This window comes from Pigmentiphaga sp. NML080357, from assembly GCF_002188465.1.
Taxonomy (GTDB): domain Bacteria; phylum Pseudomonadota; class Gammaproteobacteria; order Burkholderiales; family Burkholderiaceae_B; genus Pigmentiphaga.
The window spans coordinates 136,350-151,883 of record NZ_NINW01000025.1 but is presented as its reverse complement, the minus strand read 5'-3'; the positions used below and the strand labels follow the sequence as shown (position 1 = coordinate 151,883).

15 protein-coding genes are annotated in these 15,534 nt (G+C 65.8%); 2 read left to right on the top strand and 13 right to left on the bottom strand.

Annotated features, from left to right (window positions below; translation table 11 throughout):
• Nucleotides 1-7 precede the first annotated feature (7 nt).
• The 4 genes from rplE to CDO44_RS09645 form a co-directional block, all read right to left on the bottom strand.
• A complete protein-coding gene (rplE, locus tag CDO44_RS09660; RefSeq protein WP_087780017.1) occupies nucleotides 8-547 on the bottom strand; it encodes a 50S ribosomal protein L5 in 540 nt (179 codons plus the stop codon).
• A 15-nt stretch (nucleotides 548-562) separates the two neighbouring features.
• Complete coding sequence (gene rplX / locus CDO44_RS09655; protein ID WP_087780016.1) at nucleotides 563-880, bottom strand: 50S ribosomal protein L24; 318 nt, start codon at nucleotides 878-880, stop codon at nucleotides 563-565.
• 10 nt (nucleotides 881-890) lie between these two features.
• Nucleotides 891-1,259 (bottom strand): 50S ribosomal protein L14, encoded by a 369-nt coding sequence (rplN, locus tag CDO44_RS09650; protein WP_087780015.1) that lies wholly within the window; start codon nucleotides 1,257-1,259, stop codon nucleotides 891-893.
• A 320-nt stretch (nucleotides 1,260-1,579) separates the two neighbouring features.
• Nucleotides 1,580-2,551: a LysR family transcriptional regulator gene (locus CDO44_RS09645; protein WP_087780014.1), complete on the bottom strand. Its 972-nt coding sequence runs from the start codon at nucleotides 2,549-2,551 to the stop codon at nucleotides 1,580-1,582.
• A 107-nt stretch (nucleotides 2,552-2,658) separates the two neighbouring features.
• Here CDO44_RS09645 and CDO44_RS09640 point away from each other — a divergent pair, with 107 nt between their 5' ends.
• Nucleotides 2,659-3,834 carry an MFS transporter gene (locus tag CDO44_RS09640; RefSeq protein WP_087780013.1) on the top strand — a complete coding sequence of 392 codons (1,176 nt, stop codon included), beginning with the start codon at nucleotides 2,659-2,661 and terminating at the stop codon, nucleotides 3,832-3,834.
• A 29-nt stretch (nucleotides 3,835-3,863) separates the two neighbouring features.
• On the opposite strand, the gene CDO44_RS09635 is transcribed toward CDO44_RS09640, so the two are convergent.
• Together CDO44_RS09635 and CDO44_RS09630 are read right to left on the bottom strand one after the other, a co-directional pair.
• Nucleotides 3,864-4,814, bottom strand: a complete 951-nt coding sequence (locus tag CDO44_RS09635) for a dioxygenase (RefSeq protein WP_087780012.1) — start codon at nucleotides 4,812-4,814, stop codon at nucleotides 3,864-3,866.
• Between the two features lie 98 nt (nucleotides 4,815-4,912).
• The gene (locus tag CDO44_RS09630) at nucleotides 4,913-6,427 is read right to left on the bottom strand and encodes a glucan biosynthesis protein G (RefSeq protein WP_087780011.1); all 1,515 of its coding nucleotides are present in this window, start codon (nucleotides 6,425-6,427) and stop codon (nucleotides 4,913-4,915) included.
• Between the two features lie 523 nt (nucleotides 6,428-6,950).
• Between CDO44_RS09630 and bglX the strand changes: the two genes are divergently transcribed.
• Nucleotides 6,951-9,224: a beta-glucosidase BglX gene (gene bglX / locus CDO44_RS09625; protein ID WP_233146106.1), complete on the top strand. Its 2,274-nt coding sequence runs from the start codon at nucleotides 6,951-6,953 to the stop codon at nucleotides 9,222-9,224.
• 52 nt (nucleotides 9,225-9,276) lie between these two features.
• On the opposite strand, the gene cynS is transcribed toward bglX, so the two are convergent.
• The 7 genes from cynS to CDO44_RS09590 all read right to left on the bottom strand — a co-directional run bounded on the left by cynS (nucleotide 9,277) and on the right by CDO44_RS09590 (nucleotide 15,380).
• On the bottom strand, nucleotides 9,277-9,720 hold the full coding sequence (gene cynS / locus CDO44_RS09620) for a cyanase (RefSeq protein ID WP_087780112.1): 444 nt from the start codon (nucleotides 9,718-9,720) through the stop codon (nucleotides 9,277-9,279).
• A complete protein-coding gene (locus CDO44_RS09615; RefSeq protein ID WP_087780009.1) occupies nucleotides 9,720-10,526 on the bottom strand; it encodes an ABC transporter ATP-binding protein in 807 nt (268 codons plus the stop codon). Before CDO44_RS09615 ends, cynS begins: the two co-directional genes overlap by 1 nt.
• Nucleotides 10,527-10,529: 3 nt before the next feature.
• Nucleotides 10,530-11,372 carry a nitrate ABC transporter permease gene (gene ntrB, locus CDO44_RS09610; protein ID WP_087780008.1) on the bottom strand — a complete coding sequence of 281 codons (843 nt, stop codon included), beginning with the start codon at nucleotides 11,370-11,372 and terminating at the stop codon, nucleotides 10,530-10,532.
• Nucleotides 11,372-12,730 (bottom strand): CmpA/NrtA family ABC transporter substrate-binding protein, encoded by a 1,359-nt coding sequence (locus CDO44_RS09605; RefSeq protein WP_087780007.1) that lies wholly within the window; start codon nucleotides 12,728-12,730, stop codon nucleotides 11,372-11,374. Before CDO44_RS09605 ends, ntrB begins: the two co-directional genes overlap by 1 nt.
• Before the next feature lie 12 nt (nucleotides 12,731-12,742).
• Nucleotides 12,743-13,429 carry a DJ-1/PfpI family protein gene (locus tag CDO44_RS09600; protein WP_198951332.1) on the bottom strand — a complete coding sequence of 229 codons (687 nt, stop codon included), beginning with the start codon at nucleotides 13,427-13,429 and terminating at the stop codon, nucleotides 12,743-12,745.
• A 167-nt stretch (nucleotides 13,430-13,596) separates the two neighbouring features.
• A complete protein-coding gene (locus CDO44_RS09595; RefSeq protein ID WP_087780006.1) occupies nucleotides 13,597-14,235 on the bottom strand; it encodes a response regulator transcription factor in 639 nt (212 codons plus the stop codon).
• On the bottom strand, nucleotides 14,232-15,380 hold the full coding sequence (locus tag CDO44_RS09590; RefSeq protein ID WP_087780005.1) for a PAS domain-containing sensor histidine kinase: 1,149 nt from the start codon (nucleotides 15,378-15,380) through the stop codon (nucleotides 14,232-14,234). The genes CDO44_RS09595 and CDO44_RS09590 overlap by 4 nt, the downstream gene beginning before the upstream one ends.
• Between the last annotated feature and the right edge of the window lie 154 nt (nucleotides 15,381-15,534).

Here is a 15,534-nt window from a genome sequence, read left to right as displayed (position 1 = left end):
TCACCCCTTAATTACGGAACGGGAAGCGGAAGGCCGACAGCAGCGCCTTGGCTTCTTCATCGGTCTTGGCCGTGGTCGTGATGCTGATGTTCAGCCCACGAAGCGTATCGATCTTGTCGTACTCGATCTCGGGGAAGATGATCTGTTCTTTCACACCGATGTTGTAGTTGCCGCGACCGTCGAACGCACGGCCGGAGATACCACGGAAATCGCGCACGCGCGGCAGCGCGACGCTGATCAGGCGATCGAGGAATTCGTACATGCGGGCGCCACGCAGGGTCACCATGCAGCCGATCGGATAGTTCTCGCGGATCTTGAAACCGGCGATAGCCTTGCGCGACTTGGTCACGACGGGCTTCTGGCCGGCGATCTTGGTCAGGTCGCCAGTGGCGTGCTCGATGACTTTCTTGTCAGCGACCGCTTCCGAGACACCCATGTTCAGGGTGATCTTGGTGATGCGGGGCACTTCCATCACGCTCTTGTACGAGAACTGCTTGGTCAGGTCGGCAACGACCTTCTCGCGGTAATAGTCTTGAAGACGGGCCATGTTCTTTGCTCCCGCTTACGCTTTCGTCGCAATGGCTTCGCCATTGGAACGGAAAACGCGAACGTTCTTGCCGTCGACCTTCTTGATGCCCACGCGATCGGCCTTGCCGGTGGCGGGGTTGAAGATCGCCACGTTGGAAACGTGGATGGGCATGGTCTTGTCGATGATGCCGCCGGGCTGGTTGGCCATCGGGTTCGGCTTCACGTTTTTCTTGACGACATTGATGCCCTCGACCACGACGTGGTCGGCCAGGACGGTCAGCACGGTGCCGCGCTTGGACTTGTCCTTGCCGGTCAGGACGATGACTTCGTCGCCTTTACGGATCTTGTTCATCGCGGCCCCTTTACAGCACTTCCGGCGCCAGCGACACGATCTTCATGAAACGCTCGGTACGCAGTTCGCGCGTAACGGGTCCGAAGATGCGAGTGCCGATGGGCTCGAGCTTGGCGTTGAGCAACACGGCGGCATTGCCGCCGAAACGGATCAGCGAACCGTCCTTGCGACGGACGCCCTTGGCGGTACGAACCACCACGGCGTTGTAGATTTCGCCCTTCTTTACGCGACCGCGGGGGGCAGCATCCTTGACGCTCACTTTGATGACGTCGCCGATGCCGGCATAGCGGCGCTTGGAGCCGCCGAGCACCTTGATGCACATAACCGAGCGCGCACCGGTGTTGTCGGCCACGTCCAACGTGGTCTGCATTTGAATCATGGTTTACCCTGTTCCAACTTAACCCGAAACACCCGACCCCGCCTTTTTCGGCGAAGAGCCCGGCCTTCCGATCAGTTTTGGTCCCGTCAGGCGGACAATCGCTTGCCACCCTGGGTTGAAATTCTGAAGCGAACGCCGCAAAGGACGCGGCATACACGGTTTACCCCTGGGCCCGCCATTCAAGTCCGAACGCACTCTTCCGGCAAAAAACCACAGGTAAGCCAGCTATGGTACCCCGGAAGCGCCGCCTTGGCAAGCACTTATGTGCTCGGGACCAACAGTGCCCGCATCCGGGTCCAGGGCGGTTCGCCCAGTCCGCCTCACGTCGCGGGCGTTTGCTCCGCATAGCCCAGGTCCACGTTGGCCTGCAGGAAATCCAGCACTGCCCGGGTGCGCGGCGGCAGCCGGTCGGGCCGGCCCACGTAGACGGCATGGATGGGCTCCAGTTCGCCGGTGTTGTAGTCCTCCAGCACCGGCACCAGGCGTCCGGCCAGCAGGTCGTCCCAGGCATGGTAGACCGACAGGCGGGCCACGCCCGCGCCATGCAAGGCCAGCTTGCGCATGACTTCGCCATCGTTGACCCGGATGACCTGCCCGATTTCGATCTCGACCCGCCGCCCGTCCACAGCGAAGGGCCAATGGGGCACCTCGCGCGGGTAATTCCAGCCCAGGCGCACGTGGCCGGACAGTTCGGCGGGATGCCGCGGCACGCCCCGCTCGGCCAGATAAGCCGGGCTGGCGACGATGACTTGGCGGGTACGGCCCAGCAGCCGTGCCACCACGTCGGAGGAAGGCAGCCGCCCCCAGCGGATGGCGATATCGACCCCCGCCTCCAGCAGGTCCACGACCTGGTCCGTGAAGTTCAGGTCCAGCCTCAGTCCCGGATGCACCGCCAGCAGCCGGGAGACCAGGGGTCCCAGCAGTTTCTGTCCGGTCGAGGTGCTGGCGGTGATGCGCACCAGGCCCCTGGGCTCGGTCTGGCCGGCCACCGCGGTTTCCAGCTCGTCCAGATCGGCCAGGACCCGCTTGCCCCGCTCGTAGTATTGGACACCCTCCGCCGTGAGCTGTACCCGGCGGGTGCTGCGCTGCAACAGTTGCACGTCCAGCCGCGCCTCCAGCCGGGCCATGACCTTGCTGACCGCCGAGGGCGATACGCCCAGCCGGCGCGCCGCCGCGGACAGGCTGCCCTGCTCGGCGACCAGCACGAATATCTCCAGCTCGCCCGACCGGTTGGCGTCGCCCGGCGCCTCCACGGACGCGGCGCGGGAGGACGTTCTTTGGGGAAGCGACATACCTTTTCCTTTCAGGAACAGATGTCATTCCATTATTCCATCTACACAAAGCTTGCGCCCAGCCCCACAGTGTTGCCATCGACACATTCGCCTACAGGACGTTCAACATGCCACTTTCTCTCCTGGCGCTGGCTGCCGGTGCTTTTGGCATCGGCACCACGGAATTCATCATCATGGGCTTGCTGACCCAGGTCAGCACCGACCTGGGCATCACCCTGCCGACCGCCGGCACCCTGATCTCGGGCTACGCGATAGGCGTCGCGGTCGGCGCGCCGGTGCTGACGCTGCTCACGCGGACCTGGCCCCGCAAGCGGCTGCTGCTGGCCCTGATGCTCATCTTCATCGCCGGCAACGCGGCCGCCGCCCTTGCCCCTGGCTACGGCTGGCTGATGGCGGCCCGCATGCTGACCTCGCTCACGCACGGCACCTTCTTCGGCGTGGGTGCCGTGGTGGCGACCGGCCTGGTCGCGCCCGACAAGCGCGCCTCCGCCATTGCCCTGATGTTCTCGGGATTGACGCTGGCCACCCTGCTGGGTGTGCCGGCGGGCGCCTGGATCGGCCAGCATTTCGGCTGGCGTGCCGCATTCGGCGCGGTGGCCGCGGTGGGCATGCTCGCCTATGCGATCCTGGCCCTGTTCGTGCCGCGCGACCAGGGCCGCCCGGAGGTCTCGCCGCTCGGCCAGGAACTGGCCGTGCTCCGGCGCGCGCAAGTCTGGGCGGGCCTGGGCATCACGGTGTTCGGCTTTGCCGGCGTGTTCGCGCTCTATACCTATATCGAGCCGCTGCTCAGGCAGGTCACCGGCATGGGCGACAACCTGGTGGCCGTGACGCTGCTGCTGTTCGGCGGCGGACTGGCGGCCGGCAACCTGCTGGGCGGCCGCATGGCCGACCGCGGTGTCATGCAGGCGCTGCTGCTGACCACGGCCGGCCTGGCGGTGGCGTTGGCGCTGGGCCACTGGGCCTTCGGCCATCCAGCCGTGGCCATGGCCTATACCATCGTGCTCGGCACGGTCGCGTTCGCCACGGTCGCGCCGATGCAGATGCGGGTGCTGCAGCAGGCCGGCCCGGCGGGGGCCACGCTCGTCTCGAGCCTGAACATCGCTGCCTTCAACCTGGGCAACGCCCTCGGCGCCTGGGTGGGCGGCCTGGCCCTGTCTGGCCTGGGCCTGCTGTCGGTGGGCTGGGCCGGCGCCGCGCTCACGGCCGTAGGCCTGCTGCTCGCGCTCTGGAGCGGCCGCATGCCGGCGGCGCCGGCAGTGGGACAGCCGCAGCAAAGCGCGTAACCCCGGCGCGGCGCGCCGCTGCCCAGGCGTCAGCGCCGCCGTTCCAGCACCGTCAAGGCCGGACGCTCCCCGGCCGCCTTCCCGGTGATCGGCGGCTTCGGCAACCGGGCCTCGCCGGGCTCGATCACGAAATGGTGTTCGAGCGAATACCACTTGCCCTGCAGCGACGGATCGGGCGCGGGCTCGCTCGCCGCGTCGTGCAGCACGTACCGGCCCACCAGCGCCTCGGTGACGCCGAACTGCACGTCGGTCTCGAGGTTGGGATCGTCGCTCGAATACACCTGCGAGAACTGGGTCTTGAAGCCCGGCTTGTAGATCATGAAATGGATATGGGCCGGCCGCATGTTGTGCCGGCCCTGGGCCTTGATCAGCTCGCCCACCGGCCCGTTCACCGGAATCGGATAGCCGGCCGGCTTGATGCTGCGGAATGCGATGTGCCCGTTTTCGTCGGTGACGAACTTGCCGCGCAGGTTCATGTCGCCCTGCGACGGATCCTGGTTCTCGTAGAAGCCCTCGGTGGAGCTGTGCCAGACGTCCACTTCCGCGCCGGCCACGGGCCGCCCATCGCGGTCGCGTACCCAGGCGTTGACGAACACCGGATCGCCGGGGGTGGGCGACCGCACGATGGACCCGCCGTTGGGCGTGGCGGGCGAATCCATGCGCCAGAATGGCCCCATCAGGTTGGCGGTGGTCTCGGTCTGGCCGTTGTCGCCGTTGTTCAGCAGGCAGACCAGGGACGACAGGCCGAGCGAGCCCGCCGCCAGCACCACCTCGTTGTGGGACACGGTGGTCGCCTGCCCCAGCCGAGCGATCACGCCGCAGAGCTGGTGGAACTCCGCCTCGGTCAGCCGGGCCTCGCGCGCGAAGGCATGCAGGTGGCGTATGCCGGCCGACAGGATTTCCCGGAATCTCGGATCCGGCGCGCGGGCCGCCTCGGCCAGCACGGCGCGGGTGACATCTTCCTGGTTCTTGATGATCATCGTTTCTTCCGTCGGGGAGCCGCCTCCCCTATCGCCGCCAGCTTACAACCGCCGGGGCGACGAGGGGAGACGGCGCGCCCGGCCGGAGGAACGCGGGACTACGGGTTGGGGCCGTTGCGCGGCGCCAGTTGATAACTCCACGTCTCGGTCAGCACGTGGCTGCCCTCGACCAGCGCCGCGCGCATTTCCACCGGCCGCCTCGGATCCTTCACCTTGACGCGCAAGGTCAGGCGCCAGCCCTGGATGGCGGGATTGCGCTGCAGGACGTTCTCCAGCAGCTCGGCGTTGTCCCCGACGCTCACTTCCGCCCCCACCGCGGCGTTGGACGGCAGCTTGGCCAGCACCGGCCCCTCGAAGTCGACAATCAGGGCGGTGCTGCCGTCGAGGTGGCGGATCAGGTTGGCCTGCCGGACTTCGCCGTCGGTTCGCAGGGTCTGCTTGACCCAGCCCACTTCCTTTTCGAGCAGCGCGGGCTCGTTCATCGTCCAGTGAATGCGGTAGTCGTGGCGCATGGGCTGGCCCTTGGGCGGCAGGACGTCCGGGGTCCAGAACGCGACGATGTTGTCGTTGGTCTCGTCCGGCGTCGGGATCTCGACCAGTTCCACCTTGCCCGGCCCCCAATCTCCCTTCGGCTCGATCCACGCGCTGGGACGCAGGTCGTAGCGGTCGACCAGGTCCTCATAGCGGTAGAACTCGTGGCCTCGCTGCAGCAGGCCGAAGCCCTTGGGGCTGGTGACCCGGAAGGTGCTGACGGACAGCGACGACGGATTGTTCAGCGGCCGCCACAGCCATTCGCCGTTGCCGGTATGGATGGCGAGCCCGTTCGAATCGTGCAGCGCCGGGCGGAAATTGTTGCCCCGCACGCCCTGGTTGGGGCCGTACAGGAACATGCTGGTCAACGGCGCGACGCCCAGCTTGTTGATCTCGCCGCGCAGGAACACGCGGGATTCGACGTCGAGCACGGCGTCCTCGCCGGGCCGCAGCACGAAGCGGTAGGCGCCCGTGGCGCGGGGCGAATCCATCAGGGCATAGATCACGAGATGCCTGTCCTGCGGCTTGGGCCGCTCGACCCAGAATTCCCGGAAGCGGGGAAATTCCTCCGACATGCCGTCTTTCCACGCGGTGTCGATCGCCAGCCCCCGCGCCGAGAGTCCATAGACCTGCCCCTTGCCTATCACGCGGAAATAGCTTGCGCCGAGCAGGCTCATGATCTCGTCCCGCACGCCGTCGCGGTTGATGGGATAAAGCACGCGAAAGCCCGCGTAGCCCAGCTTGCTCGTCGCGCCTGCGTCGAACGACAGGCCGCCGAAGTCGAACCTGACCGGATCGTACTTGATCTCGTGCACCTGGCCGTCGACCACTTCGTTGATCGCCACCGGCGTGGCGAAATGCATGCCCTGGTGATAGAAGGCGAGTTTGAACGGCGTGTCGAGATCGTGCCATTCGAACTTGTCGCGGCGCGGCTGGATGCGCAGATAGTCCGCGAACTGCATCTTGCTGAAGACCGGCGGCAGGTTGCTGACCGGCGCCTGGTAGGGAGCGTCGACCAGCGCCTTGGCCCGGGCCGTGACGTCTTCGAGCGAGAATGCCTGCGCCGGGCCGGCGCCCAGCATGGATAAGACCGTGGCGATCCCTAGCGAAACAAGCAGCAACTTGGTCCGCACGGAGCCTGCAACGTCTGTGAAACCCACTAATTTTCTCCCTGGAACGATGTGCATGATTGGTACCCGCAAGTCGGAGTACGACCGCCGGAGGGGTCGATGATTCCATGCTTCGGGAGCCTCGACGGATACGGTTGTAACAAGCCGTCTGGCTTCGGGCCGTTCGCGCGCCGCGCCGCGCGACGATCCCGGCGAGGGAAAGTATCATAGCCAGCGATACGCGGCTGGCGTCCTGGCGCCGCTTGCGTCCCGATCGCGCGATCCGCCCCGTACAATCGTACGGGCCATTTGCGGCGACTACTTTCCCGCCCCCGCCGCGCCCCCCGGCCCACATCTTTCGGAGGACGACCACTTGGCGCCCAGCTCTTCCCATCGAATCCGCCTCCCTCGCATCCCCGGCGCACTCGCGCGCCGCCACGACGCGCCCCCTCGCTCGTCCCTCCCGCGAAAGTCCATGCGGAAATGGCTGGCACCCATGTTGTTCGCCGTCCTGCTTGCCGGCCCTGCCGGCGCGCAGCCCAATCCGGCGCTGCTGCACGACAAGCAGGCGTTCATCGCCGATCTCATGAAGCAGATGACGCTGGACGAAAAAATCGGGCAACTGCGCCTGATCAGCATCGGCCCCGACATGCCGCGCGAGAAGATCGCGCAGGAGATCGCAGCCGGCCGCATAGGCGGGACGTTCAATTCGGTAGTCCACGTCGACAACCGCATGATGCAGGACGCCGCGGTCAAGAAGAGCCGGCTGAAGATTCCCATCTTCTTCGCCTACGACGTCGTGCACGGCCATCGCACGATATTCCCCATCGGCCTGGGACAGGCCTCGAGCTGGGACATGGGCGCCATCGAGCGCGGCGCCCGCGTCGCCGCCATCGAGGCCAGCGCCGACAGCCTGGACATGACCTTCGCCCCCATGGTGGACATCTCGCGCGATCCGCGCTGGGGCCGCACCTCGGAAGGCTTCGGCGAGGATCCCTACCTGGTGTCGCGCATCGCGCGGGCCATGGTCAAGGGCTACCAGGGCGCCTCGCCCGCCAAGCCCGACAGCATCATGGCCGCGGTCAAGCATTTCGCGCTGTATGGCGCGGTGGAGGGCGGACGCGACTACAACGTCGTCGACATGAGCCCCCAGCGCATGTACCAGGACTACCTGCCTCCGTACCACGCCGCCATCGAGGCCGGCGCGGGCGGCGTCATGGTGGCGTTGAATTCCATCAACGGCGTGCCGGCCAGCGCGAATACCTGGCTGATGCAGGACCTGCTGCGCAAGGATTGGGGCTTTCGGGGCGTGGCCGTCAGCGACCATGGCGCCATTACCGAGCTGGTGCGGCACGGCGTGGCCCGGGATGGCCGCGAAGCCGCCAAGCTCGCCATCAAGGCCGGCATCGACATGAGCATGGCCGACACGCTTTACCTGCAGGAACTGCCCGGCCTGGTGAAATCGGGCGAAGTCAGCGTCGAGGAAATCGACCGTTCCGTACGCAACATTCTCGGCGCCAAGTACGACATGGGGCTGTTCCAGGATCCCTACGTGCGCATAGGCGCCGCGGCCGACGACCCGCCCGACCTTTATGCCGAGAGCCGCATGCACCGCGCGGACGCGCGCGAGGTCGCGCGCAAGTCGCTGGTCCTGCTGGAGAACCGCAACCAGACCCTGCCTCTAGCCAAGACAGCCACCATCGCGCTCGTGGGTCCGCTGGCCGACTCCCCTCTCGACATGATGGGCAGCTGGTCTGCGGCCGGCAAGAGCCAGTCGTCCATCACGCTGCGGCGGGGCATGGAAGAAGCGATGCGCGGCAAGGGCCGCCTCCTGTACGCCGTGGGCGCCAACGTCACGGACGATCAGCAGATCGTCGACTACCTGAACTTCCTGAACTGGGATCACAAGGAAGTGATCCAGGATCCCCGGCCACCCTCCGACATGATCGCCGAGGCGGTCGCCGCCGCGCGGCGGGCCGACGTGATCGTCGCCGCGGTGGGCGAATCGCGCGGCATGTCGCACGAATCCTCCAGCCGCACGCGCCTCGACATCCCGGCCAGCCAGCGCGCGCTGCTGCAGGCGCTCAAGGCCACGGGCAAGCCGCTGGTCCTGGTCCTGATGAACGGCCGGCCGCTGGACCTGCAGTGGGAGAGCGCCAACGCCGATGCCATGCTCGAGACCTGGTACAGCGGCACCGAAGGCGGCCACGCCATCGCCGACGTCCTGTTCGGCGACTACAACCCGTCGGGCAAGCTGCCCATCTCCTTCCCGCGCTCGATCGGGCAGATCCCGACCTACTACAACCATCCGCGCGTGGGCCGGCCCTTCGTCGAAGGCAAGCCGGGCAATTACACCTCGCAGTACTTCGAGGAGAAGAACGGGCCGCTGTATCCGTTCGGGTATGGCTTGAGCTATACCGACTTCACGGTGTCCGCCGTATCCCTGAGCAGCGCGCGCCTCGAACGCGGTGGACGCATCGCGGCCCGGGTCACGGTGACCAACACAGGCCGGCGACAAGGAGAGGCGGTCGTGCAACTGTACATCCGCGACGAAGCGGCATCGGTCGTACGGCCCGTGAAGGAGCTCCGCGGGTTCCGGAAACTGGCGCTCGAGCCGGGCGAGTCGCGTACCGTCCAGTTCGACATCGGCGAAGACGACTTGAAGTTCTTCAACGCCCGGCTCGAACACGTGGCCGAGCCCGGCGAGTTCGAAGCCCAGATCGGGCTGGACTCGCAGTCGGTGCAGAGCGCGCGCTTCGAACTTCGCTGAGCCCTGGAGGCACGGCGCCGGCCACGTGCGCCGGCGCCGTGCCGTCGCGCGGTCAGTACGTCTTATACGGGAGGAACTTCCCGCTCATGACGATCTGCACCCGGTCGCCCTTGGGGTCGGCCTCGCGCGACAAATCCATCTTGAAGTCGATGGCGCTCATGATGCCGTCGCCGAACTCCTCGTGAATCAACTCCTTGAACGTAGTGCCATAAACGTTGACCAGCTCATAGAAGCGATAGATGAGCGGATCGGTCGGCACTGCGGTTGGCAGCGAACCCTTGTAGGGTACGACCTGGAGCTGCAGCACCGCATCGTCCGGCAGGTCGAGCAATTTGCCGACCGCCCGTGCCTGCTCCTCGGTCAGCGTCATCTGGCCGAGGAGCGCGGCGGTACTCCATTCCTTGCTCTGGCCCACGGTCTTGGCTATTTCTGCCCAGCTCAACTTCTTGTCGATCTTGCGGGCGACGATCAATTCAGTCACTTCGGCTCGGGTCATCATGATGGTGCGGCCTCCTTTTTGGCAGCTTTGTCGACCAGGAAGTCGACCAGGTGGTTGCGGATGTCGTAGTAGCGGGCTTCGTGATGCAACGAAGCGCGGGTCCGGGAGCGGGGCAGGTCGACCGCCACCGTCTCGGCAATGCGGGCGTGCGGGCCGGTGCTCATCAACAGGATGCGGTCGGCAAGCAGGATCGCTTCGTCGACGTCGTGCGTGATCATGAAAACGGTCTGGGCGGTCTTGCGGACAATAGCCAGCAATTCGTCCTGGATCGTGCCTCGGGTCAATGCGTCCAACGCACCGAACGGCTCATCCAACAACAACATCTTGGGCTGGATGGCAAAAGCCCGCGCAATGCCCACGCGCTGTTTCATCCCACCCGACAGTTCCGCCGGCTTCCTGTCCAGCGCATGGGCGAGCCCAACCATCTCCAGGTAGCGCGCACTGTGCTCGCGTACCTTGCGCGGACCATACGCCGGCCAGCGCGACCGCACCCCGAACTCCACGTTCTGCAGCGCAGTCATCCAGGGCAGCAGCGCATGGGCCTGGAACACCACGCCGCGCTCGAGCGACGGCCCGTCGACCTCGCGGCCGTCCATGATGATGGTGCCGGCGCTGGGCGTATCGATGCCGGCAAGGATGTTGAGGATCGTCGTCTTGCCGCAGCCTGAATGGCCGATCACGCAGATGAACTCGCCGCGCTCGATGCCGAAGCCGACGTTCTCGAACACCGGAGCCGACGGCCCGCCGTCGCGGCCGGCGTAATGCTTGGCCAGGCCATGCACTTCCAGAAAGGGACGGCTCATTGGCTACTCCCGATAACTTACGAGGCGTGCGGCCCGCGCCAGCAGGAGGTCCAGCGCCATGCCGATCAATCCGATGAACAGGATGGCGCAGATGATGTTGGCGATGGACAGGTTGTTCCACTCGTTCCAGACGAAGTAGCCGATGCCCGTGCCGCCAATGAGCATCTCGGCGGCAACGATCACGAGCCACGCGATCCCGACGGAAATACGCATGCCGGTCATGATGGTCGGGGCGGCGGCCGGCAATATCACCTGCCTGGCCGTGCGCAAGCGCGGGACTTCCAGCGTGCGCGCGACATTGAGCCAGTCCTGGCGCACCGCGCCGACGCCGAAGGCCGTGTTGATCAGCATCGGCCACACCGAGCAAATGAAGATGACGAACATCGCCGACGAGTTCGCGTCCTTGATCGTGTAGAGGGCGAGCGGCATCCAGGCGAGCGGCGAGATCGGCTTGAGCACCTGGATGAACGGATCGAACGCCTGGTAAAGCGTGGGCGACATGCCGATCATGAAACCCAGCGGAATCGCCACCAATGCAGCGCAAAGAAACCCCGCCAGCACACGGGAAATGGAATAGGCCAATTGCAGGCCCAGGCCCTTGTCGTTCGGCCCCCGGTCGTAGAACGGATCCTCCAGATGGCGCCAAAGCTCCGCGCCTACCTCCCCGGGCCCCGGGAAAGGCGTCTTGCCCCCGCTTGCCGCTGCGTTGCCCACCAATGCCGCATAGGCGGGGTCCACTACTGCCGTGCCTTCCTCGGAACGGGTCGCCGCCTGCCATGCGCCAAGCAGCACGGCCAGGATGATGAGCGACAGGATGGCCGATCGCCAACGTTGCGCAACCGGCATCAGGCTCTCCGGATCTTGAAGCTGGCCAGGTACGCCTCCGGCCGGGCGGGATCGAAGAGCTTGCCCATCACACTGAACGTCTTGTCCGGTTGAGCCGGCACGGGGTAGCCGGCCTCCTTCATCAGCCGCAAGGCGTCGGTGGCCAGGAAGACCTCGCGCGCGACCTTCTGATAGTCGACTTCGCCCTTGATCTGCCCCCAGCGTTTCATCTGGGTGAGGATCCAGACAGCGAACGACTGCCAAGGCATTGGGTCGAAGTCGATGCGGGCCGGCTCCTTGATCACCTTGCCCAGCCCATCGGCGAACGTGCCTGTCAGCACCTGTTCTACCACTGTTGCCGGCTGATTCAGGTAGTTCGGCGCCGCGATGGCAGCGGCGATCTCCTTGCGATTGGCGGGACTGTGCGCGTAGGCCGTGGCTTCGACGATGGCCTTGAGCAGCGCTTGATAGGTATTCGGCATCCGCGTCACGAACTCCTTGCTCGCGGCGAAGGCGCAGCAAGGATGCCCGTCCCAGAGCGCCTTGGACAGCGTATGGATGTACCCGACACCATCATAGACGGCGCGCTGGTTGACGGGATCCGGCGCAAGAAAGCCGTCGATATTGTCTGCCCTCAGGTTGGCCACCATCTCGGGCGGCGGGACCGCGCGGATCTGCACGTCGGTATCCGGGTCCAGGCCGTGCTCGGCGAGGTAATAGCGCAACAGGTAGTTGTGCATCGAGTAATCGAAGGGCACGGCGAATTTCATGCCCTTCCAGCTCTTGGGGTCCCGCCGGTCCTTGTGCTTGATGGACAACGTGATCGCCTGCCCATTGATGTTCTCCACTGCCGGCATCGTCCACGGGACGGCGCTACCCGTTCCCACCCCCATCGAAATCGCCAGCGGCATCGGCGACAACATATGTGCGGCGTCATATTCCCCCGCGAGGGCTTTATCTCGGATCAGCGCCCAGCCGGCTGCCTTGTCGACAGTCACGTCCAGCCCCTGCTTGGCGTAAAAACCCATGGGATGCGCCATGATGATGGGCGTGGCGCAGGTAATGGGAATGAAGCCTACCTTCAGCCGGGTCTTCTCCAGCGCCCCCGGGCTCTGGGCGAAGGCTTCCTTGGCGGCGCCCAGCGGAAAGAGCGCACTCACTGCGGCCATGGCGGTCCCGCTGCCCACGGCCCGCAGGAAGGCGCGCCGCAACGCATCTTGCGGAAACAGCGCCCGCATGACGGCACTCTCCACGGCGCGCGCCTGCAGGGCCTCGGCCTCGTGCCGTTGCGCCAGGTCGTGTTCAGCCTGCGAGGCATGGCGACCGCAACCGCATGCCAATCTCGATTGCGCATCGAAAGGATTTCGAAACAAGCTCATGACGGACTCCACTCAAGGGAACGAGGCAGGGATATCTGGGGACAAGGACGGCGCGAACTCGATGTCTTCCCGGTACAGCTCATAGGCCCGTTGGTACTCCATGACCCGTGCCGTGTCCTCGATGAAGTCTTCGGCATAGCCGGCACGCCGCAGCAAGTGCAGGCCCAGTTCGTGGCCGCTGGCGATGCCACCCGCGGTGATGATGCGGCCGGCATCCACGACCCGAGCGCGGCTCACACGGCATGCAGGCGCCAAGGCAGCCAGCCGGTCGATCGGGGTCCGGCCCAGGTGCGAAGCCTCCAGCCGGTCCGGTTCCTTGCGGCTGGTGGCCGATCGTCCATCCAGCAGCCCCATGCGCGCGTATATCCAGGAGCCGGTGCAAACACTGGTCAGCAGGCACTCGGGCGGCAATGCCGCGATATAGTCGTGCAGCCGCCGGTTATGCATTTCCTGACGGGTACCGAATCCGCCGGGAATCAGGAAGGCGTCCATCGCCGGGGCATCGTTGAAACCATAGGCCGGGAGCACCGTCAGGCCGGCCTGGGTCTGGACCGGCCGGAGCGCCTCGCCCACCAGGAACACATCGAGTTCGGGATCGAAGCGGCGCGCCACCGAGAACACGCCGTAGGGCGCGGCATAATCGATGACCTCGGCGTCCTTGAAAACGTAGATACCCAGTCGGAACCCGGTTTTCTTCATTGCGTAGCACCCTGGCAACATGGCCCGGCGCAGCGTTCCCCGCCGCGGTTCAGGCATGGCGTCATGGTGCGCGGATGGCATCGGCGCGGGTATCCCGGTTTCGATGAAAAAGCTGTAGTGCTCCCACTACGCGGTGCACGCGATGCGCACTACTGGTGCAGCGCGCCCTAGATCAGGTGCAGGCCGTGCGCACGGGCATAGGCGACCAGCTCCGCGATGCTGCGCACGCCGAGCTTCTCGAAGATGCGGCCGCGATAGGTCGAGATCGTGTTGGCCGACAGTACCAGGTGTTCGCCAATGGCGGACACCGACTTGCCCGCGACGAGCAATTGCAGCACCTGGAACTCGCGGTTGGACAGCAGTTCGTGGGGCGCCTGGGGCCGATCCTGGCGAACCGTACTGGCCAATAGCTCCGCCACGGCGGGCGTCACGTAGGACTTGCCGGCGGCGGCGCTGGCCAGGGCAGCCAGCAGATCGTCCGGTTCGCAGCCCTTGTTCAGGTAGGCATGGGCACCGCTACGCAGAGCGCGGACCGCCAGTTGCGACTCCGGATAGACCGACAGCATGACCACGCCCAGCATGGGAAACTCGCCGCGAACGGACTTCAAGACATCCAGCCCGTCACGCTCGCCCAACGCGATGTCCAGCACCATGGCGTGATAGGCTCCCCGGCGCAATGCCCGCAGCGCCGACGGGCCGTCGGCCGCCTCGTCGACCCGGGCGATGCGCGGATCCTCGCCCAGCAATCGTGCCAGCCCGCGGCGGATGATCATATGGTCATCGACGACCAAGATGTTCAATCTCATGGTCCCACCGGAACATCAGGCAGCGTGAGCCGGGCCCGCGTACCCGCCCCGGGCGCGCTGTCCAGCTCGAGGACGGCGCCGATGGCGCGGGCGCGCTCCTGCATCCCGAGGATGCCGAAGGTATGCAGCGGTTCGGATGGCGGCATGCCCACGCCGTCGTCCTCGAAAGATAGCACCAGGCAACCCGTGCGCACCTCGGCGACCAGGTTGACGGCGCGCGCCTGGGCGTGCCGCGTGACATTGGTGGCCAGCTCCTGGACGATCCGGTAGACCTCGATTTCCGCGCTGCGGCCTAGTCTGCAACGCTCCGCTTGGGGAGCACATACGAAACGGCAAGCCAAGCCGGCGCGCAGTTGCAGGTCCAGCAAAAGCGCTTCCAGCGCCGCCCACAGCCCCACGTGGTCCAGGACCGCGGGACGCAGGTCATTCACGATGCGCCGCGTGGCTTCCATTGCCTTCTGGGCCACCTCCAGCATACGCTCGACATGTCCTTGCAACGCCGGCTCGGCGCCCAGTTGCCGGCGGAGCCAGTTCAGCTCCAGCTGCAGCGCCGTGAACGAAGCGCCGAGATCGTCGTGGATATTGCGCGCAATCCGTGCGCGCTCTTCTTCCCGCAGCGTGCTCAGGTGCGCCGACAGCCGGCGCAACGATTCATGGGCTGACTGCAGCCGTGACGTACGCTCTTGCACCCGGCGCTCCAACAAGGCGTACGAGCGCTGCAGTTCCCGCTCCATGCGGCGCCGCTCGGATATGTCCGAGAACATGACGACCGCCCCGACCACCCGGTCATTGTCATGTATGGGATACGACGCATACTGCGCATCGAAACAGCTGCCGTCACGGCGCCACAGCACCTCGTCCTCCACGCGCACGCCCCGGCCTTCGCGAAACGCCTGGAAAATCCGGCAGTGCTCGACGTGCATGAGCGTGAGGTCGGGATGCGAGTGGTGGATCAGGTAGTGCATGTTCCGCCCCACCACTTCGTCCGGGGCATATCCGAGCATGTCGGCGCCGGCACGATTGATGAAGATGCAGCGGCCTCTCAGGTCTATCCCATAGATCCCCTCGCCCGCTGATTCCAGCAGCATTTCGAGCTGCCGGCGCCACGCTGCATGATGCGAAATGTGCTTGAGGTCGGCGAACATGTCGGCTCCAGACCGCCGCCCGGAAAAGACCAGGCAGGGCCACCCAAGGCAGAGCAAGGTCCGTGCCGCCTCCGGCGCTGGCGCGCCAAGGGAATACCCCAGGAAAACAAAAAGCCGCCGGGAGTCGAGAGACTCCCGGCGGCTCTAGCGGGAA

Excerpts from the sequence above, each read along its gene's own strand:
- cynS (WP_087780112.1), bottom strand. The coding sequence starts at position 9,720 with ATGACCCGAGCCGAAGTGACTGAATTGATCGTCGCCCGCAAGATCGAC.
- CDO44_RS09645 (WP_087780014.1), bottom strand. The coding sequence starts at position 2,551 with ATGTCGCTTCCCCAAAGAACGTCCTCCCGCGCCGCGTCCGTGGAGGCG.
- ntrB (WP_087780008.1), bottom strand. The coding sequence starts at position 11,372 with ATGCCGGTTGCGCAACGTTGGCGATCGGCCATCCTGTCGCTCATCATC.
- rplN (WP_087780015.1), bottom strand. The coding sequence starts at position 1,259 with ATGATTCAAATGCAGACCACGTTGGACGTGGCCGACAACACCGGTGCG.
- CDO44_RS09595 (WP_087780006.1), bottom strand. The coding sequence starts at position 14,235 with ATGAGATTGAACATCTTGGTCGTCGATGACCATATGATCATCCGCCGC.
- CDO44_RS09640 (WP_087780013.1), top strand. The coding sequence starts at position 2,659 with ATGCCACTTTCTCTCCTGGCGCTGGCTGCCGGTGCTTTTGGCATCGGC.
- CDO44_RS09615 (WP_087780009.1), bottom strand. The coding sequence starts at position 10,526 with ATGAGCCGTCCCTTTCTGGAAGTGCATGGCCTGGCCAAGCATTACGCC.
- CDO44_RS09605 (WP_087780007.1), bottom strand. The coding sequence starts at position 12,730 with ATGAGCTTGTTTCGAAATCCTTTCGATGCGCAATCGAGATTGGCATGC.
- rplE (WP_087780017.1), bottom strand. The coding sequence starts at position 547 with ATGGCCCGTCTTCAAGACTATTACCGCGAGAAGGTCGTTGCCGACCTG.
- CDO44_RS09630 (WP_087780011.1), bottom strand. The coding sequence starts at position 6,427 with ATGCTGGGCGCCGGCCCGGCGCAGGCATTCTCGCTCGAAGACGTCACG.
- CDO44_RS09600 (WP_198951332.1), bottom strand. The coding sequence starts at position 13,429 with ATGAAGAAAACCGGGTTCCGACTGGGTATCTACGTTTTCAAGGACGCC.
- CDO44_RS09635 (WP_087780012.1), bottom strand. The coding sequence starts at position 4,814 with ATGATCATCAAGAACCAGGAAGATGTCACCCGCGCCGTGCTGGCCGAG.
- bglX (WP_233146106.1), top strand. The coding sequence starts at position 6,951 with ATGTTGTTCGCCGTCCTGCTTGCCGGCCCTGCCGGCGCGCAGCCCAAT.
- CDO44_RS09590 (WP_087780005.1), bottom strand. The coding sequence starts at position 15,380 with ATGTTCGCCGACCTCAAGCACATTTCGCATCATGCAGCGTGGCGCCGG.
- rplX (WP_087780016.1), bottom strand. The coding sequence starts at position 880 with ATGAACAAGATCCGTAAAGGCGACGAAGTCATCGTCCTGACCGGCAAG.